We start from the raw sequence: 21,379 nt of genomic DNA, 5'->3' as shown, positions 1-21,379 counted from the left end.
CGCCCTGCGCCGCACAATTTCGCGCGAACTCGGCGCGCTCTGGCCGGAGGCCGACCTGCCGTTCGGCACCGAGGCGGGCTTCTTCCAACAGGCCGGCATTCCCACGGTGGTGTGCGGCCCTGGCGACATCGCGCAGGCGCACCAGCCGAACGAGTGGATCTGCGCCACCCAGCTGCAGGCGGCCGATCGCTTCATGCAAGCCGCCGGCGCATGGGCGGCGACGAAATGACAGGCTCTAAGACGCCCTGGATCTGCTGCTGATCAGTTCCCGGTCGGCGTCCGTGGCCGTGCAGCATGCGTCTCGGCGGTGGCATCGCCCAGCCGCAGCGACGCCTCGTCGCGCCAGTAGTTCACCGCCGCCAGCCAGCCCTCCCACACGCAGCCGTTGCAGCCGCGTCCGCAGCAGGTGGTGGGCTCGGGCGGCGGCGCGCGCATCGGGACGCCTGCGGCATCGAGCAGCGCCTGCACGCGTGCGATCAGCGCCTGTGCGCCGGCGAGGTTCGTCGGCTCCGGCAGCCGGTCGATGAGGTTCATGCCTGCAAGCCTTCTAAGTGTCGAGGTTCAGCTCGAACCGCATCTTCGCCCCACCCGATTCACTCGACCCGATGGTGAGCTGCCCGCCGTGCAGGCGCGCCACCTCGGCCACCAGGTGCAGCCCGAGCCCCGCGCCGCGGCCGCGCGGCACCAGCCGGTGGAACGGCGCCACCACGCGCTCGCGGTCGGCCTCCGGAATGCCCGGGCCCGAGTCCAGCACTTCAAAGCCCGAGGGCTCCCACAACCGCACCTGGATGTCGCAACCCGGCCCGCCATGCTCGATGGCGTTCTGGATCAGGTTGGCCAGCGCGCGCTCCAGCGAGGGCGCGTCGCCGCGCACCCACAGCGGGCGCGGCGCATCGACCGAGAGCGTGCAGCGGTTCATGATGGCCAGCGGCGCAATGTCGCCGGCCATGCGCTCGCACAGCGCCTTCAGGTCGACCTGCTGGCGGTCCTGCGAGGCGATGCGGTCCAGCCGCTGCAGGTCGAGCAGCTGCTCGGCCAGCGTGGCCAGCCGCGCCGAAGCCTGCATCAGCTTCACCTTGAGCGGGTCGTGCGGCAGGCCCTCGATGTGGATCTGCAGCGTGGTGATGGGCGTGCGCAGCTCGTGCGCGGCGTCGGCCAGGAAGCGCTCCTGTCGGTCGTACCCTTCGTTGAGCCGGTCGAACGCGCGGTTCACGGCGTTCACCAGCGGGCGGATCTCGCTCGCCACGTTCGCCAGCGGCAAGCGCGTGGTGCGCTCGTGCACGTCGATGCCCTCAGCATGCTCGGCCGTGGCCACCACGCCCTTCAGGCCGCGCTTCACCACGAAGGGCGTGGCCAGGATCACGCCCAGGCAGGTCACCAGCGCCATCGGCGCGACCAGGAACAGGAAGGCGATGCCGGTGCCCTTGAGCGTGTTGCGCACGGTCAGCGGCCCGCCGGTCTGCGCCATCACCTCGACCGGGCCCGCGCGGCTCTCGACGCGCTCGAAGCGGGCCTTGGGCCGGGTGCTGTCGGGCTCGGGGTTGATCGCAACGCGGCCCATGCCGTCGAACGCGACAAGGAGCTTGAGGTATTCGGGCGGCACCTCGCCATGGCGCAGTTCCGCGCCGCGCGCATCGCGCACGATGAACCAGTACGGCGGATCGGCCTTCTGCAGACGCTGCAGTTCGGGCGTGGGCTCAGCCGACAGCTTGCCGTCGGCGTCGCGCACCAGCGCGCGCTGGATCGCCGCCACCGTCTCCTGGCCGGTCTCGTCGACCACGCGGCCCAGCGACCACGCCAGCCCGAGGAAGCCGCCCATCACCAGCAAGCCCACCACCACCTGCAGCAGGATCAGGCTCCAGATCAGCCGCCAGCGCAGCGAGAGCAGGCTCAGGCTCATCGCGCGGGCGATGCGGGCATCGCGGGCGTCACGGAAGGTGCCGCCGCGCAGATCAGGTAGCCCACGCCGCGGATCGCATGGATCTCGACCTGCGCACCGGCCTTGTCGAGCTTGGAGCGCAGGCGCGAGACGTGCGTGTCGAGCGCGTTGGACTGGATCTCGTCCCGGTCGCCGTACACGCGCTCCTGCATGGCCTCGCGCAGCACGGTGCGGCCGCGGTGCTCGAGCAGCGCCTCGAGCACCAGCAGCTCGCGCCGCGGCAACGTGATGCTGGTCTCGCCCACATGGGCCTGGCGCATGTGGTGGTCGAAGCGCAGTTGCCCGAGCGTCATGACGAGGTGGGCGCGCACCGCCGGACGGCGCGCCAGCGCGCGCACGCGCGCCATCAGCTCGTCCATCGAGAAGGGCTTGGCCAGGTAGTCGTCCGCGCCGCCGTCCAGGCTCAGCACACGCTCGGCCACGTCGCTCATGGCGGTGAGCACCAGCACCGCGGCGGCAATCTCGTTGTGCCGCAGGAAGGCCACGAGCGACAGGCCGTCGCCGTCGGGCAGGCCGCGGTCGAGCACGATCACGTCGTGCTGCGCGCACAGCGCCGCCTCTTCGGCCTCGCGCAGCGAGCCGGCCACATCGACCACCGCCTGGTTCTGCCGCAATGCCGAGGCCAGGGCTTGCGCCAGGTCGACTTCGTCTTCGACGAGCAGGATTCTCATAGGGGAGTGATGCGGGGGATGGGAGCGAAAAGGCCGGTCATTCTAGGAGAGCGCCCCTTGCAGACGACGCAATGTTCACGCAATGCAGGCGCCTAAGCTGGAGCGCCCCCCAACCCTCCGAAAGCAGCACCGGTGAACTCCCGCTCGGCGATTCCCTCTCCCCTGCCCGGCATGCCTTGCGACCCCTGGTACCTGGCGCTGGGCCGGCGCATCGCGACGCTCTGGGTGGTGAAGATGATCGGCACCACGGCCGGCATCTCGGGCTTCTTCTTCGTCTACTTCTGGGTGATGCACAACCCGTTGTGGGCCCCGACGGTGATGCCGCTCACGCCGCTGGACCATTGGGTGGGCGTGAGCGACGACGCGATGCTGCTCTACGGTTCGCTGTGGTTCTACATCTCGCTGGCGCCGGCCTTCGCCAGGGACAAGGCCGAGCTGCGGGCCTGCGCGCGCGACGCCGCGCTGATGGCGGCCGTGGGCCTTGCGGTGTTCTGGCTGTTCCCGACGGTGGTGCCCGCGTTCGATGTCGACTGGGCGCAATACCCGGCGCTGCAGTTCCTCAAGACCGCCGACGCCGGCGGCAACGCCTTCCCGTCGCTGCACGTCGCGTTCGCGGTACTCGCCGCGGTGCAGCTGGGCCGCCAGTTGCGCAGCGTGCGCGCGCCCGCATGGGTGCGCGCAGTGAACCTGCTGTGGGCCGCCGGCATCGTCTATTCGACGCTGGCCACGCGCCAGCATGTGCTGCTCGACGTGCTGGGCGGCGCATTGCTCGCGGGCGCCGTGGGCTGGGCCGGCACCGCGCGCGGCCAGCTGGTGTGGACCGAGGCCTGACGGAGCCCGCGCGTCAGCCGCGCTTCACGCCACTGCCGCTCAGGTTGCCTTCGCGTCCTTCGCGGCCACCGCCGCGAAAGCCTCCAGGGCCAGGTCGACCTCGCGCTCGCCCACATGGCGATGCGTGACGCAGCGCAACCGCTGCCGGCCCCAGGGGCGCACCAGCACGCCCAGGCGGCGCAGCGCCAGCTCCCACTGCGCCGCGTCAAGCCCCGTGGCGCTGACATCGACCTGCACGATGTTCGTCTGCGGCGCGTTGGCGGCAAGCCCGCGGACCTGGCCGATGCCCTGCGCGAGCCGCCGGGCGGCGGCGTGATCGTCGGCAAGCCGCTCCACCATGGAGTTGACCGCCACCAGCCCCGCCGCGGCCACGACGCCCACCTGGCGCTGGCTGCCGCCAAGCATCTTCCTGAGCGACCTGGCGCGCTCGATGGTGCCGGCCGACCCGGCCAGCACGGCCCCCATGGGCGCGCTCAGGCCCTTGGAAAGGCACAGCGACACCGTGTCGGTGAAGGCAGTGATGTCAGCGGCCGGCACACGCAGCGCGACCGCGGCATTCATCAGCCGCGCGCCGTCGAGGTGGACGCTGGCGCCCACGCGCTTCGACGCCTCGAACACGGCCCGCATGTGGGCAAGGGGCAGCACCGCGCCGCCGGCGTTGTTGTGCGAGCTCTCCAGGCACACGACGCCCGTGCGCAGCTTGTAGCGCCCGGGTGCGAGCGCATCGGCGAGCCGGTCCAGGTCCATCGCGCCATCGACGCCGGCAATGCCTTCGTAGAAGGTGCCGGTCAGCGCGCCCGCGCCGCGTTCGGTCACGTAGATGTGCGAGGCCGCCTCTGCCAGCACCAGCTCCTGGCGCCCGGCCTGCGCGAGGATCGCCAGCAGGTTGGCCATGGTCGCGCTGGGCACGTACAGGCCGGCTTCCTTGCCCAGCAAGGTCGCCGCGGCCGCTTCCAGCGCCCGTGCGGTCGGATCGCCGTCGAGCCCGTCGTCGCCCAGCGGGGCGGCTGCGATGCGCTCGTACATGGCCGGCGTGGGCCGCGTCACGGTGTCGCTGCGCAGGTCCACGGGCGGGTGCCCGGCCGAGGCGTCCGCGGTGGTGGTGGAGGTGGAGATGGAGGTGGTGTTGGCTTGCGTCATTCGGCCGTCGCGCCGGACGCTTTCACGACCTCCGCCCACTTCTTGCGCTCGCTGTTCAGGAAGGCATCGAATGCTTCCGGCGTGCCCGTGCGCACGTAGATGCCGCGGGTGGCGAGGTTGGCCCGCACGTCCGGCGCATCGAGCACGCGGTTGATTTCCCGGTTCATGGTCTGCACGACGTTTTCCGGCGTCCTGGCGGGCACCACGACGCCGTAGAGCGTGTAGTACTCGAAGCCCTTGAAGCCGCTTTCAATGAAGGTGGGCACGTCGGGCAGCGACGCGTCCCGGGTGCCCGAGGTCACGGCCAGCGCGCGCAGCTTGCGGTCCTTGATGAGCGGCAGCGCCGACACCAGGGAGGAAATGTAGAAGTCGACCTGCCCGCCCAGCATGTCGGTCATGGCCGGGCCGCCGCCCTTGTAGGGCACGTGCAGCAGGCTGGCGCCCGTGGCAACACGCAGGTTCTCGGCCACCAGGTGGCCCACGGTGCCGTTGCCGGACGACGCATAGGCCAGCTGCTTCTTCTTCGCGCCCGCCAGCAGCGCCGCCAGGCTGTCGAACGGGCTGTTCGCATTCACCACCAGCACCGACACGCCGGTGCCCACCAGCGCGACCGGCGCGAGGTCCTTCACGGGGTCGAAGCTCAGCTTCTTGTAGAGGAACTGGTTGACCGTGAGGTTGCTGGTTTCACCGAGCACCGCGGTGTAGCCGTCCGGCGGCGACTTGGCGCCGAACTCCAGGCCGATGTTGTTGCCGGCGCCGGGCTTCGTGTCGACCACGACCTGCCACTTGGCCTGGTCGCCCAGCTTGGCCGCGAGCAGGCGCGCGACGGCGTCGGTGCCGCCGCCCGGAGGGCTCGGCGAGATGAGGTGGATGGGCCGCTCGGGCACCCACGCGGCGGCGGCATGCGCCTGCCACGCGGTCAGCGCGATGGCGAGCAAGCAGGTCAGCCGTCTGGCGTGCGTGACGGCGTGACGTCGGATGAGGTTCATGGCAGGTGCTTCCAGTCTGGCAGAGGAGTGAATCGATGCGGATCGAGGTGGGAACGAGCCGATCCTAGGCACGCCATAGAATGAGTAAAGCGATATCTACAAATCTCAACTGTGAGTTTTTCTCATGAATCTCACCCTGCTGGTCACGCTGCGAACCATCATCGAGCAGGGCAGCTTCACCGCCGCCGCCGGCGTCGTCGGTTGCAGCCCGAGCGCGGTCAGCCTGCAGGTCAAGCAGCTGGAGCAGTATTTCGGCCAGCCGCTGTTCGACCGCTCGACGCGCGTGATGCTGCCGACGGCCTTCGCCCGCGAGGTGGTGGACGCGGTGGGCGACTTCTCCGACCGGCTGCAGACGCTGCGCTCCCGCCCGGTCGTCGAGGTCGCGGGGCGGGTCAGGGTGGGCGTGATCACCAGCATGCAGAGCGACGTGCTGCCGCAGGCGCTGCATGCGCTGCGCCAACGGCACCCGTCGCTCGACGTCGTCGTGCCGCCGCTGAACGACAGCGACGAACTGATTTCCGAACTGAAGGCGGCGCGGCTCGACGTGGCATTGCTGGTGCGGCCGGAATCCGGCGGCTCGCGCCGGCTGATCTGGCGCGAGCTGCACCGCCAGCCCTACGTGATGCTGGCCCCGCCGAACGCCACCGCAAAGACCGCCAGGCAGCTGCTGGAGGCCCACGATTGGGTGGGGTACGACCTGTCGCTGGCGGGCGGGCGCGTTGCGGCGCGGCATGTGCGCAGCCTGCTGCCGAGCGCACGCTGCGTGATGGAACTGCGCTCGATGGACGCCATCGTCGCCATGGTCGCCCACGGCCTGGGGGTCTCGGTGGTTCCCCAGCCCAGGCGCCCGCTGGTGCGGGCCTATGCGGTGCGCGAGGTGAACCTCGGCAGCCGCGCGCCGTTCAGGAAGCTTTCCCTGGTCTGGCGAAATTCCGACGAAGGCAGCCGCAACGTCGAGGCGGTGGCGCAGGCGTTCGCGGCTGCATTCGACGCAGCCCGCCCGGCCTGAGCCTTACCAGAAGATCCAGAGCGCCAGGCCACCGAAGATGGCCCATTTCACCAGGTAGTAGGCGCGCTTGTCCCAGGCCTTCAGGCGCTTGCCGACCACGCGGATCTGGTAGATGTACTTGAACGCGCGGTTGATGCCGCCCGTCTTGTCGCCCGCTTCGTTGGGCGAGCTTGCGGCGGCCAGCAGGTTCTTGGCGAACCAGCGGTTCACCGCGCTGGCCCAGCGGTAGCGCAGAGGGCGTTCGATGTCGCAGAACAGGATCACGCGGTCGTGGTCGGTGGTGTTCTCGGCGTAGTGGATGAAGGTTTCGTCGAACACCACGGCCTCGCCGTCGCGCCAGTGGTAGCGCTGGCCGTCCACGTCGATGTAGCAGCCTTCGACGCCGGGCGTCCACAGGCCCAGGTGGTAGCGCAGCGAACCGGCGAAGGGGTCGCGGTGGCGCACCAGGCGGCTGCCCGGGGGCAGCTCGGCGAACATGGCGGCCTTGATGGTGCCGATGCCCTTGAGCAGCTCGGTCGTGCGCGGGCACAACACGGCCGCCGACGGGTGGGCCTCGTCGTACCACTTCAGGTAGAAGCGCTTCCAGCCGCTCTTGAAGAACGAATTGAAGCCTACGTCGTTGAACTGGCTCGAGGCCTTGATGCTGCCGCCGTTGCGCATGGCCAGCGCTTCCTCGCGGATGACTTCCCAGTTCTCCTCGAGGATGCGCATCTCGGGGAACTGCGCGGGCGACAGGTACGGCGTGCCCGGCACCTTCGAGAACAGGTACATGAAGACGTTCAGCGGCGCGAGGAAGGTCGAGTGATCAGAGAGCTGTCTGAAGAACTTGTGCCGCACCTGGCCGCGGAAGTGAACGTAGAGCGCGCTGAGCGCGAAGATGGCAAGAATGACCCACTTCATTGGTGAAAGTGTCCTGTAAACGGCACCCGGAGGCAGCCCGCTAGTGTAAATCGTCGCCCCAAAATGGAGCTGACCGGGTCTTTGAAGGGTATTTCGGCCTTCCTCAGCTGCACAGCAGGGGCAGCGGCGCATCCGCCTCGGCCAGCGGCAGCCGCACGGTGGCCAGCAGCCCACCGCCCGCAGCCTCGCCAAGCACGACCTCCCCGCCATGCCGCTCGACCACCGACTTGACGATGGCCAGCCCCAGCCCGCTGCCGCTCTGCGTCTGTTCCGGATTGCGAAAGAACCGGTCGAACACCCGCTCGCGCAACGGCGCCGGAATGCCCGGCCCCCGGTCGGCCACGGTCAACGACGCGTGCGCCCCCTCGCGGGACACATGCACCACCACCGTTGCGCCCTCAGGGCTGTACTTGATGGCGTTGTCGATGAGGTTGTCGATCATCGAGACCAGGCTCTCGCGCTCGCCCAGCACCGGCGCGCGCTCCTCGCAGACCAGCTCCAGCTCCACATGGCGCGCGCTGGCGAGCCCCTCGATCATCGCGAGCCGGTCCTGCACCAGCGCATCGAGCGACAGCAGCACCGGCAGGCTGTTGTCCGAGACCGCGTCGCTGCGCATCAGCTGCAGCAGCTGCCCCACCAGGCGCGCCGCGCGGTCGTTGCTGCGCAGCAGGTTGCCCATGAGTTCGCGCTGGCCTTCGTCGGTGCTCTGCTCCTTGAGTGCTTCCACGTTCACGCGCATGGCCGCGAGCGGCGTTCGCAGTTCGTGGGCCGCGTCGGCAATCAGGCTGCGTTCGCGCGAGGTGCTGTCGCGCACCCGCTGCAGCAGGCTGTTGATGCTCTGCACCAGCGGCTGCAGCTCCTTGTGCGGCGGCGCGTACGACAACGGCGACAGGTCGGCCGGCCCGCGCTCGGCGGTTTCCTCGGTCACCTGCCGCCAGGGGCGCAGCGCCACGCGCATCGACAGCCATGCGGGAAAGATCAGGAACGGCAGGCTGACCACCAGCGGCAGCAGGTAGTAGCCCCGGTTCATGACGGTCACCGTGAGCCGCCACACGCTGGGCTCGGCCAGCATCACGCGCGTGTCGGTGCTGGGCGAAACCATGGTGCGTGCACGCCATTCACGGCCACCCACCTTCACGGTCTCGATGCGGTTGAGCACGGTGTTGAGGATGACGGGAACGGCGGCCGTGGAGCGGTAGATGAGCTTGTCCTTCTGCCACACCTGCATGACCGGCGAGGTGTCCGATGCCGCGTCGCCGTCGCCCGCGGACTCGAGCAGCGCCAGGTCGAAAGCCGTCAGGGTCTGCTGCTGCCGGTCGGGCCGGTCGGACAGGTTCTGCGCGATCGACAGGACCGACTGGAAGATCTTCTCGTACTTCAGCAGCTCGGGGTCGTCGTAGGAGTCGTACAGCAGCAGCGCGATGGTCATGGTCCACAGCAGCGCGACCACGGCCATCTGCGCCAGCAGCAGGCGCCGCATCAGGGACGGTTGCTTCCAGTGCTTCCAGCGGCGCGACAGCGCCGGCATCATTTCGGCGTGCTCCGCACCAGCGACTGCACGTCGACCACATAGCCGATGCCGCGCACCGTGCGGATGTAGCCCTGCCCGATCTTCCTGCGCAGGTTGGAGATGTGCACCTCGAGCGAGTTGCTGCCGTTGGCCTGCCCGCCGGGCAGCACCTGCTCTTCCATCACGCGGCGCGTGACCACGCGGCCGGTGCGCTTGAGCAGCAGCGCCAGCAGGTCGAATTCGCAGCGCGACAGCTCCACCGGCTCGCCGTCGACGATCACGCCGCGCGTGGGCTCGTGCAGCGCCAGGCCGCGCATGCGGATGGTCTCGTCGTTGAAGCCGTAGCTGCGCCGCGCGAGCGCCCGCACGCGCGACAGCAGTTCGGCCAGCGCGAAGGGCTTGACCAGGTAGTCGTCCGCGCCGTCGTCCAGGCTGCGCAGCCGGTCGTTCAATGCGTCGCGCGCGCTCAGCACCAGCACCGGCAGGATCTGCCTGTCGCGGCGCAGGCGAAACAGCAGGTCGAGCCCGTCGCCGTCGGGCAGGCCGAGGTCGAGCAGCACCATGTCGAAGGTGCCCCCGTCGAGCGTGCGCAGCGCGTCGTCGAGGCGGCGCACCCACACCACGTCCATGCCCTGGTTGACCAGCGCAATGCGCACGCCGTTGCCGAGATCCAGGTCATCCTCAACCAGCAAGAGATTCATGGCGCTCCACGCGAATTAGCCAGCACGGTGCCGGGGGAGGCCGAAGTATCTGCGAAGCACCGGCGGCGCACTTCAGGAAATCTTCATGAAGGGCGCAGGTGTCCTTCAGGGGCGAACCGGACACTGGAACGCCCCCCTCACACACGGAACAACGACGTGAACAGCCCCCTCGCACCCACGCCCCATCACCCCCGGCCGAACCGCTTGCAGACTCGGCGCAGGGACCTCCTGCGCGCCATGGCGATGACCGGCGTTGCCGGGCTCGCCGCCTGCGGCGCAGGGGGCGGAGCAAGTGCGGGAAGCGGCGCGGGCGCGGGCCCCGCGGTCCTGCCCGCGGTGGGCACGGTCTCGGTCACCGACCGTTTCGTGAAGGTCTCGCACATGCCCGAGGTCTCGCTGCAGGTGCGCGACTGGCAACGCCCGGGCAACACGGGCCCCACCATCGTGCTGCTGGCCGGCCTGGGCGCCAACGCGCGCTACTTCGACAGCCTGGCGCCCGCGCTGGCGGCCGACTCGCGCGTGGTGGCCATCAGCCGGCGCGGCTACGGCCTCTCGGACAAGCCGCTGCCGCTGCGCTCGGCCACGCAGTACTACGACACGGACACGCTCACGTTCGACCTGAAGGCGGTGCTCGACGAACTGGGCCTGCGGCGCGTGGTGCTCGCCGGCCATTCGATCGCCGGCAACGAGCTCACCCGCTTCGCGGGCCGCCACCCCGAGCGCGTGCAAGGCCTCGTCTACCTGGACACCACCTTCTATTACCGGGACGTTCCAGACACGGGCGGAGAAGACCCGCCGGTCAATGCCGCGCTCGACGAACCCGTGCCGAGCGACGCCGACCACAGCTCGCTGCAAGCCGCCGTGGCCTTCAACCGCCGCCTGGTGAAGAACTGGTGGCCCGCGCTCGAAGCCAACCTGCGCGAGGCGCTCGACCTGCGCCCCGACGGCAGCGTGCGGCCCAACACCCCGGACGGCGCAGCCACCGCCATGGACGTGGCCGCCCACAACTTCATGCCCGACTACACCGCGGTGCGCGCGCCCTCGCTGGTGGTCACTGCGTTGCCCGCCACCGCGCGCGACCTGCTGCCATGGCTCGAACAGCCGTTCGACGCCACCACCGAAAAGTACGCGGCGGACCTGCTGCGCGTGATTCGCCGCGTCTACCAGACCAACTCGGACCGCCTGGTCGCCGCCCTGGACACCCCGCACCGGCTGACGCTCGACAACGCCTGCCACGCCGACTTCCTGATGGAGCGCGAGGCCGAGGTGGTGCGCGCGATCCGGTTCATGACCTGGGCCTGACCGCGGCGCGGTTCTGCACGGTGCGCCGCGGTACGTCGGGATGCGCCGCGGCGCGCTCAGTCCGCCCAGCCGGTCTCGATCTCGGTCTTCACCTCGGTCATGAGCTTGTGCACCGGGCACTTGGCCGCCACGCGCAGCAGCTCGTCGCGCTGCGCTTCGGTCAGGTCGCCGGTCACGCGCAGGCCCGACTTCAGGCGGTACACGCCCTTGCGCTCCTCGCGGTCGTCGCGGTCGACCACCACCTCGATGTCTTCCACCGGAATGCCCTTGCGGCGCGCATAGATCAGCACGGTGAGCGCCTTGCAGGCCGCGAGCGACGCGTCGTACAGGTCGTGCGGCTCCGCGCCGCCATCGCTGCCGCCACCGGCCGGCGAGGCATCGACCGGGATTTCGTGGTTGCGGATCTTCAGGGTGTGGCGCGTGCCGGTGGTGCCGTCGCGGCGGATCGAAATGGTCATGCCGGTGTCCTTGGTGGGGCGTGGTGGTGAATCGGGAAAAAGGAAAGCAAGGCAGTGGTGGCGCGGCCGCTCATCGGTCCACCGCCAGCACCAGCGTCTCCTTGATTTCCTCCATGACGACGTAGCTGTGCGACTCGGCCGCCACGGGGAGCTTCTTCAGGATGTCGCCCAGCAGGTGCCGGTACTCGCTCATGCCGCTCAGGCGCGCCTTGACCAGGTAGTCGAAGCTGCCCGACACCAGGTGGCATTCGAGCACCTCGGGCATGTGCAGCAGCTCCTGCTTGACCTTGTCGAACACCTCGCCCGACTTGGCCGAAAGCTTGATTTCCACGAACACCAGCAGCGTCTTGCCCAGCGCCTCGGGCGACACCCGCGCGTGGTAGCCGCTGATGACGCCGTCGCGCTCCATGCGCTTCACACGCTCGGCGCAGGGCGACGCCGACAGGCCGATGTGCTCGGCCAGTTCGGTCATGGACATGCGCCCCTGGCGCTGCAAGACGTCGAGGATCTTGCGGTCGATTCGGTCGAGTTCGGGCATTTCACTTCGCGCAGGGCGTTGGGCGATTTTCGGCAGCGACTTTCACTGCTGAATCTCTAAAAACGATGGAATCCACGGCATTGTGCACTTTAGATTCCATCTATTCCATCTGAATCAGCGAATACACCATGAAAGTCATCGTTCTCGGCGGCGGCGTGATCGGAACCACCACGGCCTACTACCTCGCGCGCTCCGGCGCAGAGGTCACCCTGCTCGACCGGCAGGACGGTCCGGCCGAGGAAACCAGCTTCGGCAATGCCGGCCAGGTCTCGCCCGGCTACTCGACGCCGTGGGCCGCGCCGGGCATTCCGCTGAAGGCGATCAAGTGGATGTTCAAGAAGCACGCGCCGCTGTCCATCCGCCCCGACGGCACGCTGTTCCAGCTGCGCTGGATGGCCGCCATGCTGCGCAACTGCTCGCCCGAGGCCTATGCGGTGAACAAGGAACGCATGATGCGCGTGGCCGAATACAGCCGCGGCTGCCTGCAGCAGCTGCGCGCCGACACCGGCCTGCAGTACGAGCAGCGCACCGGCGGCACCCTGCAGCTGTTCCGCACGCAGGCGCAGCTCGACGCGGTGCAGCGCGACATCGCGGTGCTCGAGGAATGCGGCGTGCCCTATGAACTGCTCGACCGCGACGCGCTCGCCGGCGTCGAGCCCGCGCTGGCCGGCGCGCGCGACCGCCTCACGGGCGGCCTGCGCCTGCCCAACGACGAGACCGGCGACTGCCACCTGTTCACGCGCGGGCTGGCCGAGATCGCGCGCGGCCTGGGCGTGGACTTCCGCTTCGGCCAGACCATCGACGGCCTGGAAACCGACGGCGGCCGCATCACCGGCGTGCGCACCACCGCCGGCAAGGTGCTCACTGCAGACCGCTATGTGATGGCCTTCGGCAGCTACTCGCGCGCCGCCGTCGCCTCGCTGGGCCTCGACATTCCGGTGTACCCGGTCAAGGGCTACTCGCTGACCGTGCCGCTGCTGGACGAATCGCTCGCGCCGCAGTCCACCGTGCTCGACGAGACGTACAAGGTGGCGGTCACGCGCTTCGACAACCGCATCCGCGTGGGCGGCATGGCCGAGCTCGGCGGCTTCGACCTGCGCCTGAACCCCGCGCGCCGCGCCACGCTCGAAAAGGTGGTGAGCGACCTGTTCCCCGGCGGCAACCTGCCGCGCGCCACCTTCTGGACCGGCCTGCGCCCGATGACGCCCGACAGCACGCCCATCGTCGGCGGCACGCGCTACACCAACCTGTTCCTCAACACCGGCCACGGCACGCTGGGCTGGACCATGGCCTGCGGTTCCGGGAAACTGATTTCGGACATGGTGATGGGACAGCGCCCGGAGATCCGCACGGACGGGCTCGCGATGGACCGTTATGAGCAGGGCTCGTCGCGCGCAACGCGCCCCAGCACCGCTGCCGCACCGGCCTGAAGCACCGGCCTGAAGCACCTGCCGAAGGCGTAGGGACGCCGTCACGGCACATCGGCCTACAGGATCGCCGCGACATCGCGGTTGCGCCGTCGGTTTCCGCCGCTACCCTCGAGGGGACGGATCCAACTGATGCAACCCCTCATTCACATCGCCTACGCGAGCAAAGCGACGCAAGCCTTCGACCCCCGCGCCTTGGCGCAGCTGATGCAGCGCGCCAGCAGCGCCAATGAACGCCTCGGGCTCACGGGCTTTCTTCTCTACGACAACCGCCATTTCTTTCAGCTGCTGGAAGGTCCGCCGGCCGTTGTCGACCAGACGTTCCGCAAGATCGTCGCCGACGAGCGGCATGGCGAGATCGTCTGCATCCTGAACGAGCCCCTTGCCGCGCGCCAGTTCGACGAGTGGTCCATGTCGTTCATGGCCATGACGCCGGGCGAGCTCGGCGCCATCGACGGACTGCAGGACGTCTTCGACGCAGACGCCACGTTCCTGCGATTGAATGCGGCGCAGGCACGCCGGGTGATTGCCGCCTTAGCCGACGGACGGTGGCGGCAGAACATCGTCGGGCGCGCATCGCAAAGCAGGGCGGCCGTCACCGGCGCGGCCGCCGCCGCCGACGCCCCGAACGTTCGCGCGCCTGCATCGGCGGCCTGGGCGTCGGCGTACGGCCGCAGCTACGCCTATCAGCCGATCGTCGACACGGTGGCCCGAAAGGTCGTGTCCTATGAGGCCCTCGTTCGCGGAGCCCGTGGCGAATCGGCGTTCCAGGTTCTGGGGGCGGTGCCTGCCGCGCAGCTCCACGGCTTCGACGCCGAAGGCCGCATCGAAGCCATCGCGCAAGCGGCCCGCCTGGGAATCGACTGCGACCTGAACCTGAACTTCATGCCGCAGAGCGCCGTCGCGTCCCCGCGCGTTCTGGACAGCACCCTGGCCGCGGCCCAGCGATGCGGCATGGCGCTCGACCGCCTCGTCATCGAGATCACGGAGACCGAGGCCATTCAGGACCATCGCAGCTTCTCGGAGTCGATCGACGTGTACCGGCGCCAGGGGTTGAAGGTGGCCATCGACGACTTCGGGGCCGGTTACTCGGGGCTGAATCTGCTCGCCGAATTCCAGCCCGACCAGATCAAGGTGGACATCGCCCTGATGCGCGAGATTCAGGTCAGCGGGCCGCGCCAGTCGATCGTGCGGGCCATCGTCGGCCTGTGCCGCGAGCTGCGCATCGACGTGATCGCCGAAGGCATCGAGTCGACGGACCAGTTGCGCTGGCTGGAAGACGAAGGCGTGCGCCTGTTCCAGGGCTACCTCTTTGCGAAGCCGGGCTTCGAGTGCCTGCCGATGCCTGCGTTTCCCGAGCACCGCCAGATGCAGGCGCCCTAGCCCTAGACCGAGACCCGGGCACAGACCCTTACGCGGCCTTCGCAACGGGAATGACCGCGCCCATGCCGCGGTGAACCTCCGCCTCCCCGTGCCTGGCGAGCAGCTGCATCAGGTGCTTGCGGATCAGCATGCCCGGCCGGTCCGACTCCATCGAATACTCCACGCCGCGCCGACGCGTGTCGACCAGCGCGTCGGGGTCGGTCGATTCGAGAATGTCCTTGTCCTCGCGCGTCACCGCATCGTCGAAGTCGATCAGCATCTGGGCCGCGCAGTCGGCCTCGGTGTCGTTGCGGAACAGCCATTGGCACAGCTGCATGCGCCCGTCGTCAATGGGCGTGAAGCAGTTGATGATGATGTGGCGCACCCCGCTCGGGTATTCGATGTCGAGCCGGCGCGAGAACGGCAGGAAGTAGGCGTTGCGCATGTGGCGCGTGGTGATTGGGTCGGTCACGCCGCTGATCGCATGAAACTTCTCAGGGTTGGTCGCCTCGATGACCGTCTCCGCGTAGAAACCCGACTCGTTTTCCACCAGCTCGTACTTGCTCGGCTTCGGGCTCGCGGCCACGCCGAAAGTAGCGCGGTGCACGAAGCTGAAGTGCGAGTTGTCGAAGGAGTTTTCCAGCGCGCGCATCGGGCTGGTCTGCCACTCCTCATAGAACTGGAAGATGGTGCGGTAGCCCGGGTCGTCGAACTCGGGAATCGCTGGAATGTCGGCAATGGGTTCTTCCAGCGCCACCCATGCGTAGCTATAGCGCGCGGTGCAGCGGTAGGCCGTGGTCTTGTAGTCGGGCGAGATCGTGCGCTCGGGCTCGTACTGCGGAATGCGGATGACCTGGCCGCTGCGGTCGTAGGTCCAGCCGTGGTAGCCGCACTGGATGGCGCCGGTGCCGCAGGCCTGGCCTTCGCTGTCCACGCACCAGCCCTTCGAGAGCTTCGCGGTGCGGTGGCAGCAGCGGTCGCGCAAGGCAGCCGGCTGGCCGCTGGCGTCGATGAAGAGAACGATGTCCTCGCCCAGCAGCCTGAAAGGCTTGGGGCCATGGGCCAGTTCGGTGAGCGGCATGACGGCATGCCAGAACTTGCGGAAGACGGGTTGTTGGGTAACGAGCATGCGCGGACTCCTTCTGTGGTCGTGTGGGAACGAACTGAAAGAGCAATTTCCTGCCGGGGGGTGCGGGAAGGGGACACCGCGCGGCTGAACGCTTCTACTCTGCGCAACCTGCCATGCAAATTGCGAGCCCGGATTGTGACGCGCCTGCGCCACCGCCTCAAGCCCCGGCCACAAAGCCCGAGCAAAACCGGTTGGCATCGCCCTTGGCATGCGTCGTGCATCACCGGCCGCAAGAGTAGAAGCGTTCAGCAGCGCACGCACCACGAACGTGCGCCGCCCGGAAATTGCTCTTGAAACGCCTCCCGCTTTTTTTGCGGGGGGATTCAAGATCCGAAGATTCCGAGGCCCCACCATGCAACGTCGATTCTTTCTTGCAGCCACCGGCACCACCGCAGCCGCCATCGCCGCTCCCCCCGTCTTCGCGCAGGGCAGCGGCAAGCTCACCCCGCTCAAGTTCACGCTCGACTTCCGCATCAACGGGCAGACCGCGCCCTTCTTCCTCGCGATGACCAAGGGCTACTACAAGGACGAAGGGCTCGACGTGAGCATCGACACGGGCGCCGGCTCGGTCGCCTCCATCACGCGCATCGCCAGCGGCGTGTACCAGCTGGGCCTGGGCGACATCAGCTCGCTCGTGGAGTTCAACGCGCAGAACGCGGGCACGCCGATGGTGCAGGCGGTGTACCAGTACTACAACCGCGCACCGTTCGTGATCATCGGGCGCAAGGACCGCGGCGTGACAGCCGACTTCAAGAGCCTGCAGGGCAAGAAGGTGGCCGCGGCCGCCGTCGAATCGACACGCCGCGCCTGGCCCCTGGTGGCGCGCAAGCAGGGCATGCGCGGCGATGCCTTCCAGTGGCAGACCACCGACTTCAGCGCGCGCGACAACGTGATGGTGCGCGGCGACGTGGATGCCGCCACCTACTTCCACGACTCGGCCGTGTCGCTGTTCGCGCGCATGAAGCCCGAGGAGCTCGCGGTGCTCAAGTACGCCGACGCGGGCGTCAACCTGTACGGCAACGCCATCCTCGCGAGCAGCAACCTCATTGCGCAGAACCCGAAGGTGGTGGCCGCCTTCCTGCGCGCGAGCAACCGCGCCATCGTCGAGACCTTCGCCAATCCGGCGCCCAGCATCGCGGCCATGCGCCAGCGCGAGCCCATCCTCGACGAGAAGATCGAGCTGGAGCGCTGGGGCATCACCGCCCAGTACGTGGGCGCGGCGGACACGCGCGGCCACGGCCTGGGCGACATCCGCAAGCTCACGCTCGAGCAGCAGGTCGACGAAGTGGCCGATGTGTTCGGCCTCAAGGTCAAGCCGGCGTCCGACGCCATCTTCAACACTTCGATGCTCCCATTGCGCAGCGAACGCAATCTCCCCAAGGTATGAACTTCAACAGCTACAACACCACCTACCCCGCCGAAAGCACGCTCGACGAGCGCGACGGGCGCTACCTGCGCAAGGCCATCGTCTGGTCGCACGCGGCACGCCGGCGGGGCAACCGCCCCTTCGGCTCGGTCATCGTCTCGGCCTCGGGCGAAGTGCTGGCCGAGGCCGGCAACAGCAACACCGAGACCGGCGACTGCACCGCGCATGCCGAGGTCAATGCACTGCGCGCGCTGGCCGGGCGCAACATCTCGCGCGAGGAACTGGCCGGTGCCACGCTCTATGCCTCGGGCGAACCCTGCGTGATGTGCGCGGGCGCCATCTTCTGGTCGAACATCGGGCGCGTGGTGTTCGGCATCGACGCGGAACGCCTGCGCGTGTTCCGCGGCGAGCGGCAGGACCAGCGCGATGCCGAGCTGTCGTGCCGCGACGTGTTCCGCGCCTCGCCGCATGCCATCGAGTGCATCGGGCCCGCGCTGGTCGACGAGGCCAGCGCGGCGCACGACGGAGCATGGAAGGTCTGAAAGACCCGCGCCCGCCCGGAACGGCGGCTTCGCTCAGAATCGCGTCGGCCAACCACGGCCCACGAGACAAAGGAGCGAGCCCCTCATGACCCAGCCCACCCAGCCCGCGCAGACCCGCGCCATCCGCGTGACCGAATTCGGCGGCCCCGAGGCCATGCGCCTGGAGACCGTCGACCTGCCCGCGCCCGCCGCGGGCGAGGCGCAACTGCGCCAGACCGCCGCCGGCTTCAACTACATCGACGTGTACCAGCGCAGCGGCAAGTACCCGCTGCCCTCGCCCACCGGCCTGGGCCACGAGGCCACGGGCGTGGTCGAGGCCCTCGGCGACGGCGTGGCCGACCTGAACATCGGCGACCGCGTGGTCTACATGAACGCCGGCGTGGGCGCCTATGCCGAGCGCCGCAACGTGCCGGCCGCCAAGCTGGTGCGCATTCCCGATGCCATCTCCGACGAGGACGCGGCCGCCGTGTTCTTCAAGGCCATGACCGCGCAGTACCTCGTGAAGAAGACGCACGCGGTGCAGCCCGGCGACATCGTGGTGGTGCATGCGGCCGCGGGTGGTGTCGGCCAGATCCTCAGCGGCTGGGCCAAGGCGCTGGGCGCCACCGTCATCGGCACCGCCGGCTCCGCGGCCAAGTGCGAGGCCGCGCGCGCCGCCGGCTGCGACGTGGCCATCGACTATTCGCAGGCCGACTGGGTGCAGCAGGTGATCGACGCCACCGGCGGACGCAAGGCGCGCGTGGTGTACGACTCGGTGGCCAGGCACACCTTCATGGGCTCGCTGGACTGCACCGCGCCCTTCGGCATGGTGGTGCTGTACGGCGCGGCCTCGGGCCCGGCGCCGGCCATCGACCCCGAGCTGCTCAACAAGAAGGGCTGCCTGTTCCTCACGCGGCCTTCGGTGTTTCCGCACAACGCCGACCCTGCCACCTTCCGCGCGAACGCGAAGGACGTGTTCGACGCGATGGCCTCGGGCGCGGTGCGCGCGTCGATCGGCGCGCGCTTCGCGTTGGCCGACGCGGCCGATGCGCACCGGGCCGCGGAAAGCCGCTCCGTGACCGGTGCGATCCTGCTGCTGCCCTGACCAGAACCGGCGGGCACTGCCTCTAGACTCGCTGCATGCCCTGGCACGCCCGTCTCCATCTCGCCTATCAAAACGAGTCCGCCCGCACCGTCGCACGCTTTCGCCACGACGGGCCGCTGCGCATCCTGCAAAGCCTGTACCCCGAGGGCGACACCGTCTGCCACAACGTGCTCGTGCACCCGCCGGGCGGCCTGGTGGGCGGCGACACGCTGGACATCGACATCGAGGCCGCCGGCGGCAGCCACGGCCTCATCACCACACCCGGCGCCTCGCGCTTCTACCGCTCCGAGGGCGAGCTGGCGCTGCAGCGCACGCGCATCCGGCTGGCGGCCGGCGCGCGGCTCGAATGGCTGCCGCTCGAAGCCCTCTGCTACAGCGGCTGCCGGGCGGAGAACCGGCTGTCCATCGAGGTCGCGCCCGGCGCCGAGCTGATCGGCTGGGACGTGACCGCGCTCGGCCTGCCCAACGCCAACCAGCCCTTCGAACGGGGCACCTACCTGCAGCACATCGAGGTGCCCGGCATGTGGCTGGAGCGCGGGCGCATCGACGCGGCCGACCAGCGGCTGCTGCAAAGCCCCATCGGCCTGGGCGGCCACCGCTGCATGGCCTCGCTGTTCTTCGTGGCGGGCACGCCGCTGGCACGCGCGCGGCGCGACGCACTGCTCGCGCAGGCGCGCACGCTGCTCGAGGCGAGCCCCCTGTTCGACAGCGCGGGCGCCACCAGCCCGCATGCCGAAATCGTCGTGCTGCGCGTGCTGGCCCCCGTGGTCGAGCCCGCGATGCAGCTGCTGCGGCAGGTGTGGCAGGCATGGCGCAGCGAGCTGTGGCAGCTGCCCGCGGCCACGCCGCGCATCTGGGCGACCTGAGCGCCCTTGCACCAGCTTCCCTAGAGGCGATCGCGGCCTGACCGCGGGCGCACGCGAGTGCGCCCAACGCGCGGCGCTGGCTATGCACGTAACTACCTACCCGCATTGGCACATCCGGCTGAACTTGTTGCGCGTACTCAGACAGCGCCGGCCTTCGCGCCGCGCAAGTCGTTCGTGCCCATTCCAACATTTCACTATCCGAGGTGACGCCGATGAGATTGCTGCCTACGCCCGTCCGGGCCTGTGTTCTCGCCCTGTGCGCGGTTGCCGCCACAGGCGCATTCGCATCCAGCCACCGCGAGGCGCCCTCCATCGCGGGCATGCCCAAGCTGGACGCCACCGACTTCTACATGTTCCGCAGCTACGAAGCCAACCGACAGGACTTCGTGACGCTGATCGCCAACTACCAGCCCGACCAGAGCGCCTACGGCGGCCCCAACTACTTCACCATGGATCCGAACGGGCTGTACGAGATCCACATCGACAACACCGGCAGCGCGAGCGAGGCGCTCACGTTCCAGTTCCGCTTCACCAACACGCTGCGCGACATCCAGCTGCCGATTTCGGGCAAGCAGGTGTCGATTCCGCTGGTGCAGGCCGGCGCCATCACCGGCCCCAACCAGGCCACCAGCAACCTGCGCGAAACCTTCACGCTCACCGTGGTGCGCGGCGACCGCCGCAAGGGCCAGGCGGCCCCCGTCACCAACGCGGCCAACGGCTCCAACGTGTTCGACCGCCCGACCGACAACATCGGCGAGAAGACCTTCGGTGGCCCGGCCGGCTATGCCGCCTATGCGGCGCAGCACCTGTACAGCGTGAACATTCCCGGCTGCAGCACGCCGGGCCGCGTGTTCGCCGGCCAGCGCAAGGACCCGTTCACCGTGGCCCTGGGCCAGGTGTTCGACCTGATCAACCTCAACCCGCTGGGCACCACCAACGGCAACCCCGACGCGCTGGCGCAGAAGAACGTGTCGACGATGGCGCTCGAAGTGCCCATTTCCTGCCTCACCGCGGGCGGCAACGGCACGATCATCGGCGGCTGGACCACGGCCAGCGCACGCCAGGGCCGCCTGATCGCCAACCCGCCCAAGAGCGGCCACGGCACCACCACGCTCAACGGCGGCGCCTGGGCGCAGGTCTCGCGGCTGGGCATGCCGCTGGTCAACGAGGTGGTCATCGGGTTGAAGGACAAGGACAAGTTCAACAACTCCCGGCCCATGGACGACGGCCAGTTCGCCACCTACGTGACCAACCCCACGCTGCCGGCGCTGATCCAGACGCTCTACCCGAGCGCTCCTGCGCCCACCAACTTCCCGCGCAGCGACCTGGTGGCCGCGTTCCTGACCGGCATTGCCGGCGTGAACCAGCCGGCCAACGTGAAAGCCTCGGAAATGCTGCGCCTGGACACCAGCGTGGCGCCCACGCCCAAGGCGAACCAGAACAACCTGGGCGTGGCCGGCAACGACCTCGCGGGCTTTCCGAACGGCCGCCGCCCGGGCGACGACGTGGTCGACATCGAGCTGCGCGTGGCCATGGGCGCGCTGTGCGTGCTGACCGGCGCCAACGACGCGCTCAAGGTCGGCTGCAAGCCCGCGGACGCACCGGCCGGCGGCGC

22 protein-coding genes are annotated in these 21,379 nt (G+C 69.1%); 11 read left to right on the top strand and 11 right to left on the bottom strand.

Features of this window, described 5'->3' with window-relative positions:
* Nucleotides 1-4: 4 nt before the first annotated feature.
* On the top strand, nt 5-229 hold the full coding sequence (locus AC0IYU_RS32040) for a M20/M25/M40 family metallo-hydrolase (protein WP_472125717.1): 225 nt from the start codon (nt 5-7) through the stop codon (nt 227-229).
* Between the two features lie 32 nt (nt 230-261).
* Here the strand turns inward: AC0IYU_RS32040 and AC0IYU_RS32035 are convergent, their stop codons facing one another.
* Genes AC0IYU_RS32035 through AC0IYU_RS32025 form a run of 3 tightly spaced genes read right to left on the bottom strand, consistent with a single transcriptional unit; the run spans nt 262 to nt 2,610 of the window.
* Nucleotides 262-534, bottom strand: a complete 273-nt coding sequence (locus AC0IYU_RS32035) for an oxidoreductase-like domain-containing protein (RefSeq protein ID WP_472125622.1) — start codon at nt 532-534, stop codon at nt 262-264.
* Between the two features lie 13 nt (nt 535-547).
* A complete protein-coding gene (locus AC0IYU_RS32030) occupies nt 548-1,900 on the bottom strand; it encodes a sensor histidine kinase (RefSeq protein ID WP_472125619.1) in 1,353 nt (450 codons plus the stop codon).
* Nucleotides 1,897-2,610, bottom strand: coding sequence for a response regulator transcription factor (locus AC0IYU_RS32025; protein WP_435486016.1), 714 nt, complete (start codon nt 2,608-2,610; stop codon nt 1,897-1,899). The genes AC0IYU_RS32030 and AC0IYU_RS32025 overlap by 4 nt, the downstream gene beginning before the upstream one ends.
* A 132-nt stretch (nt 2,611-2,742) precedes the next feature.
* On the opposite strand from AC0IYU_RS32025, the gene AC0IYU_RS32020 reads away from it, so the two are divergent.
* Nucleotides 2,743-3,441: a phosphatase PAP2 family protein gene (locus AC0IYU_RS32020; protein WP_472125617.1), complete on the top strand. Its 699-nt coding sequence runs from the start codon at nt 2,743-2,745 to the stop codon at nt 3,439-3,441.
* A 39-nt stretch (nt 3,442-3,480) separates the two neighbouring features.
* On the opposite strand, the gene AC0IYU_RS32015 is transcribed toward AC0IYU_RS32020, so the two are convergent.
* Entirely contained in the window at nt 3,481-4,581 is a 1,101-nt protein-coding gene (locus AC0IYU_RS32015) for a GntG family PLP-dependent aldolase (protein ID WP_472125615.1), read from the bottom strand.
* Entirely contained in the window at nt 4,578-5,570 is a 993-nt protein-coding gene (locus AC0IYU_RS32010; protein ID WP_472125613.1) for a Bug family tripartite tricarboxylate transporter substrate binding protein, read from the bottom strand. Before AC0IYU_RS32010 ends, AC0IYU_RS32015 begins: the two co-directional genes overlap by 4 nt.
* 124 nt (nt 5,571-5,694) lie before the next feature.
* Here AC0IYU_RS32010 and AC0IYU_RS32005 point away from each other — a divergent pair, with 124 nt between their 5' ends.
* Nucleotides 5,695-6,579 (top strand): LysR family transcriptional regulator, encoded by an 885-nt coding sequence (locus AC0IYU_RS32005; protein ID WP_472125610.1) that lies wholly within the window; start codon nt 5,695-5,697, stop codon nt 6,577-6,579.
* Between the two features lie 3 nt (nt 6,580-6,582).
* Here AC0IYU_RS32005 and lpxO read toward each other — a convergent pair whose 3' ends face one another.
* From lpxO to AC0IYU_RS31990, 3 genes are all read right to left on the bottom strand, one after another.
* Nucleotides 6,583-7,479: a lipid A hydroxylase LpxO gene (gene lpxO / locus AC0IYU_RS32000; protein WP_472125607.1), complete on the bottom strand. Its 897-nt coding sequence runs from the start codon at nt 7,477-7,479 to the stop codon at nt 6,583-6,585.
* Nucleotides 7,480-7,582: 103 nt separating this feature from the next.
* Complete coding sequence (locus tag AC0IYU_RS31995; RefSeq protein WP_472125604.1) at nt 7,583-9,010, bottom strand: sensor histidine kinase; 1,428 nt, start codon at nt 9,008-9,010, stop codon at nt 7,583-7,585.
* Nucleotides 9,007-9,690, bottom strand: coding sequence for a response regulator (locus AC0IYU_RS31990; protein ID WP_472125601.1), 684 nt, complete (start codon nt 9,688-9,690; stop codon nt 9,007-9,009). The genes AC0IYU_RS31995 and AC0IYU_RS31990 overlap by 4 nt, the downstream gene beginning before the upstream one ends.
* A gap of 156 nt (nt 9,691-9,846) precedes the next feature.
* Here AC0IYU_RS31990 and AC0IYU_RS31985 point away from each other — a divergent pair, with 156 nt between their 5' ends.
* Entirely contained in the window at nt 9,847-10,992 is a 1,146-nt protein-coding gene (locus AC0IYU_RS31985) for an alpha/beta fold hydrolase (RefSeq protein ID WP_472125598.1), read from the top strand.
* A 56-nt stretch (nt 10,993-11,048) separates the two neighbouring features.
* Here the strand turns inward: AC0IYU_RS31985 and AC0IYU_RS31980 are convergent, their stop codons facing one another.
* Both AC0IYU_RS31980 and AC0IYU_RS31975 read right to left on the bottom strand, forming a co-directional pair.
* Nucleotides 11,049-11,450 carry an OsmC family protein gene (locus tag AC0IYU_RS31980; RefSeq protein ID WP_435486010.1) on the bottom strand — a complete coding sequence of 134 codons (402 nt, stop codon included), beginning with the start codon at nt 11,448-11,450 and terminating at the stop codon, nt 11,049-11,051.
* 70 nt (nt 11,451-11,520) lie between these two features.
* Complete coding sequence (locus AC0IYU_RS31975; RefSeq protein WP_472125595.1) at nt 11,521-11,988, bottom strand: winged helix-turn-helix transcriptional regulator; 468 nt, start codon at nt 11,986-11,988, stop codon at nt 11,521-11,523.
* Between the two features lie 128 nt (nt 11,989-12,116).
* Between AC0IYU_RS31975 and AC0IYU_RS31970 the strand changes: the two genes are divergently transcribed.
* Nucleotides 12,117-13,418, top strand: a complete 1,302-nt coding sequence (locus AC0IYU_RS31970; protein ID WP_472125592.1) for a D-amino acid dehydrogenase — start codon at nt 12,117-12,119, stop codon at nt 13,416-13,418.
* Between the two features lie 129 nt (nt 13,419-13,547).
* The gene (locus AC0IYU_RS31965; RefSeq protein WP_472125589.1) at nt 13,548-14,798 is read left to right on the top strand and encodes a diguanylate phosphodiesterase; all 1,251 of its coding nucleotides are present in this window, start codon (nt 13,548-13,550) and stop codon (nt 14,796-14,798) included.
* A 28-nt stretch (nt 14,799-14,826) separates the two neighbouring features.
* Here AC0IYU_RS31965 and AC0IYU_RS31960 read toward each other — a convergent pair whose 3' ends face one another.
* Nucleotides 14,827-15,906 carry an aromatic ring-hydroxylating dioxygenase subunit alpha gene (locus AC0IYU_RS31960; protein ID WP_472125586.1) on the bottom strand — a complete coding sequence of 360 codons (1,080 nt, stop codon included), beginning with the start codon at nt 15,904-15,906 and terminating at the stop codon, nt 14,827-14,829.
* 352 nt (nt 15,907-16,258) lie between these two features.
* Here AC0IYU_RS31960 and AC0IYU_RS31955 point away from each other — a divergent pair, with 352 nt between their 5' ends.
* The 5 genes from AC0IYU_RS31955 to AC0IYU_RS31935 all read left to right on the top strand — a co-directional run.
* Nucleotides 16,259-17,293, top strand: a complete 1,035-nt coding sequence (locus AC0IYU_RS31955; protein ID WP_472125583.1) for an ABC transporter substrate-binding protein — start codon at nt 16,259-16,261, stop codon at nt 17,291-17,293.
* Nucleotides 17,290-17,814, top strand: coding sequence for a nucleoside deaminase (locus tag AC0IYU_RS31950; RefSeq protein ID WP_472125580.1), 525 nt, complete (start codon nt 17,290-17,292; stop codon nt 17,812-17,814). The genes AC0IYU_RS31955 and AC0IYU_RS31950 overlap by 4 nt, the downstream gene beginning before the upstream one ends.
* An 85-nt stretch (nt 17,815-17,899) precedes the next feature.
* The gene (locus tag AC0IYU_RS31945) at nt 17,900-18,898 is read left to right on the top strand and encodes a quinone oxidoreductase family protein (protein ID WP_472125577.1); all 999 of its coding nucleotides are present in this window, start codon (nt 17,900-17,902) and stop codon (nt 18,896-18,898) included.
* A gap of 35 nt (nt 18,899-18,933) precedes the next feature.
* Entirely contained in the window at nt 18,934-19,764 is an 831-nt protein-coding gene (locus AC0IYU_RS31940) for an urease accessory protein UreD (RefSeq protein WP_472125574.1), read from the top strand.
* A 212-nt stretch (nt 19,765-19,976) separates the two neighbouring features.
* Nucleotides 19,977-21,379, top strand: a 1,403-nt coding sequence (locus AC0IYU_RS31935) for a DUF4331 domain-containing protein (protein WP_472125571.1), incomplete at its 3' end; no start/stop codon positions are given.

The organism is Variovorax sp. AC103, from assembly GCF_979254005.1.
This window is presented reverse-complemented; position numbering and strand designations above follow the sequence as displayed.

Excerpts from the sequence above, each read along its gene's own strand:
- AC0IYU_RS31975 (WP_472125595.1), bottom strand. The coding sequence starts at position 11,988 with ATGCCCGAACTCGACCGAATCGACCGCAAGATCCTCGACGTCTTGCAG.
- AC0IYU_RS32005 (WP_472125610.1), top strand. The coding sequence starts at position 5,695 with ATGAATCTCACCCTGCTGGTCACGCTGCGAACCATCATCGAGCAGGGC.
- AC0IYU_RS32025 (WP_435486016.1), bottom strand. The coding sequence starts at position 2,610 with ATGAGAATCCTGCTCGTCGAAGACGAAGTCGACCTGGCGCAAGCCCTG.
- AC0IYU_RS32035 (WP_472125622.1), bottom strand. The coding sequence starts at position 534 with ATGAACCTCATCGACCGGCTGCCGGAGCCGACGAACCTCGCCGGCGCA.
- AC0IYU_RS31970 (WP_472125592.1), top strand. The coding sequence starts at position 12,117 with ATGAAAGTCATCGTTCTCGGCGGCGGCGTGATCGGAACCACCACGGCC.
- AC0IYU_RS31990 (WP_472125601.1), bottom strand. The coding sequence starts at position 9,690 with ATGAATCTCTTGCTGGTTGAGGATGACCTGGATCTCGGCAACGGCGTG.
- AC0IYU_RS32015 (WP_472125615.1), bottom strand. The coding sequence starts at position 4,581 with ATGACGCAAGCCAACACCACCTCCATCTCCACCTCCACCACCACCGCG.
- AC0IYU_RS31960 (WP_472125586.1), bottom strand. The coding sequence starts at position 15,906 with ATGCTCGTTACCCAACAACCCGTCTTCCGCAAGTTCTGGCATGCCGTC.
- AC0IYU_RS31995 (WP_472125604.1), bottom strand. The coding sequence starts at position 9,010 with ATGATGCCGGCGCTGTCGCGCCGCTGGAAGCACTGGAAGCAACCGTCC.
- AC0IYU_RS31940 (WP_472125574.1), top strand. The coding sequence starts at position 18,934 with ATGCCCTGGCACGCCCGTCTCCATCTCGCCTATCAAAACGAGTCCGCC.
- AC0IYU_RS31950 (WP_472125580.1), top strand. The coding sequence starts at position 17,290 with ATGAACTTCAACAGCTACAACACCACCTACCCCGCCGAAAGCACGCTC.
- AC0IYU_RS31965 (WP_472125589.1), top strand. The coding sequence starts at position 13,548 with ATGCAACCCCTCATTCACATCGCCTACGCGAGCAAAGCGACGCAAGCC.
- AC0IYU_RS31955 (WP_472125583.1), top strand. The coding sequence starts at position 16,259 with ATGCAACGTCGATTCTTTCTTGCAGCCACCGGCACCACCGCAGCCGCC.
- AC0IYU_RS32010 (WP_472125613.1), bottom strand. The coding sequence starts at position 5,570 with ATGAACCTCATCCGACGTCACGCCGTCACGCACGCCAGACGGCTGACC.
- AC0IYU_RS31980 (WP_435486010.1), bottom strand. The coding sequence starts at position 11,450 with ATGACCATTTCGATCCGCCGCGACGGCACCACCGGCACGCGCCACACC.
- AC0IYU_RS32030 (WP_472125619.1), bottom strand. The coding sequence starts at position 1,900 with ATGAGCCTGAGCCTGCTCTCGCTGCGCTGGCGGCTGATCTGGAGCCTG.
- AC0IYU_RS31945 (WP_472125577.1), top strand. The coding sequence starts at position 17,900 with ATGACCCAGCCCACCCAGCCCGCGCAGACCCGCGCCATCCGCGTGACC.
- lpxO (WP_472125607.1), bottom strand. The coding sequence starts at position 7,479 with ATGAAGTGGGTCATTCTTGCCATCTTCGCGCTCAGCGCGCTCTACGTT.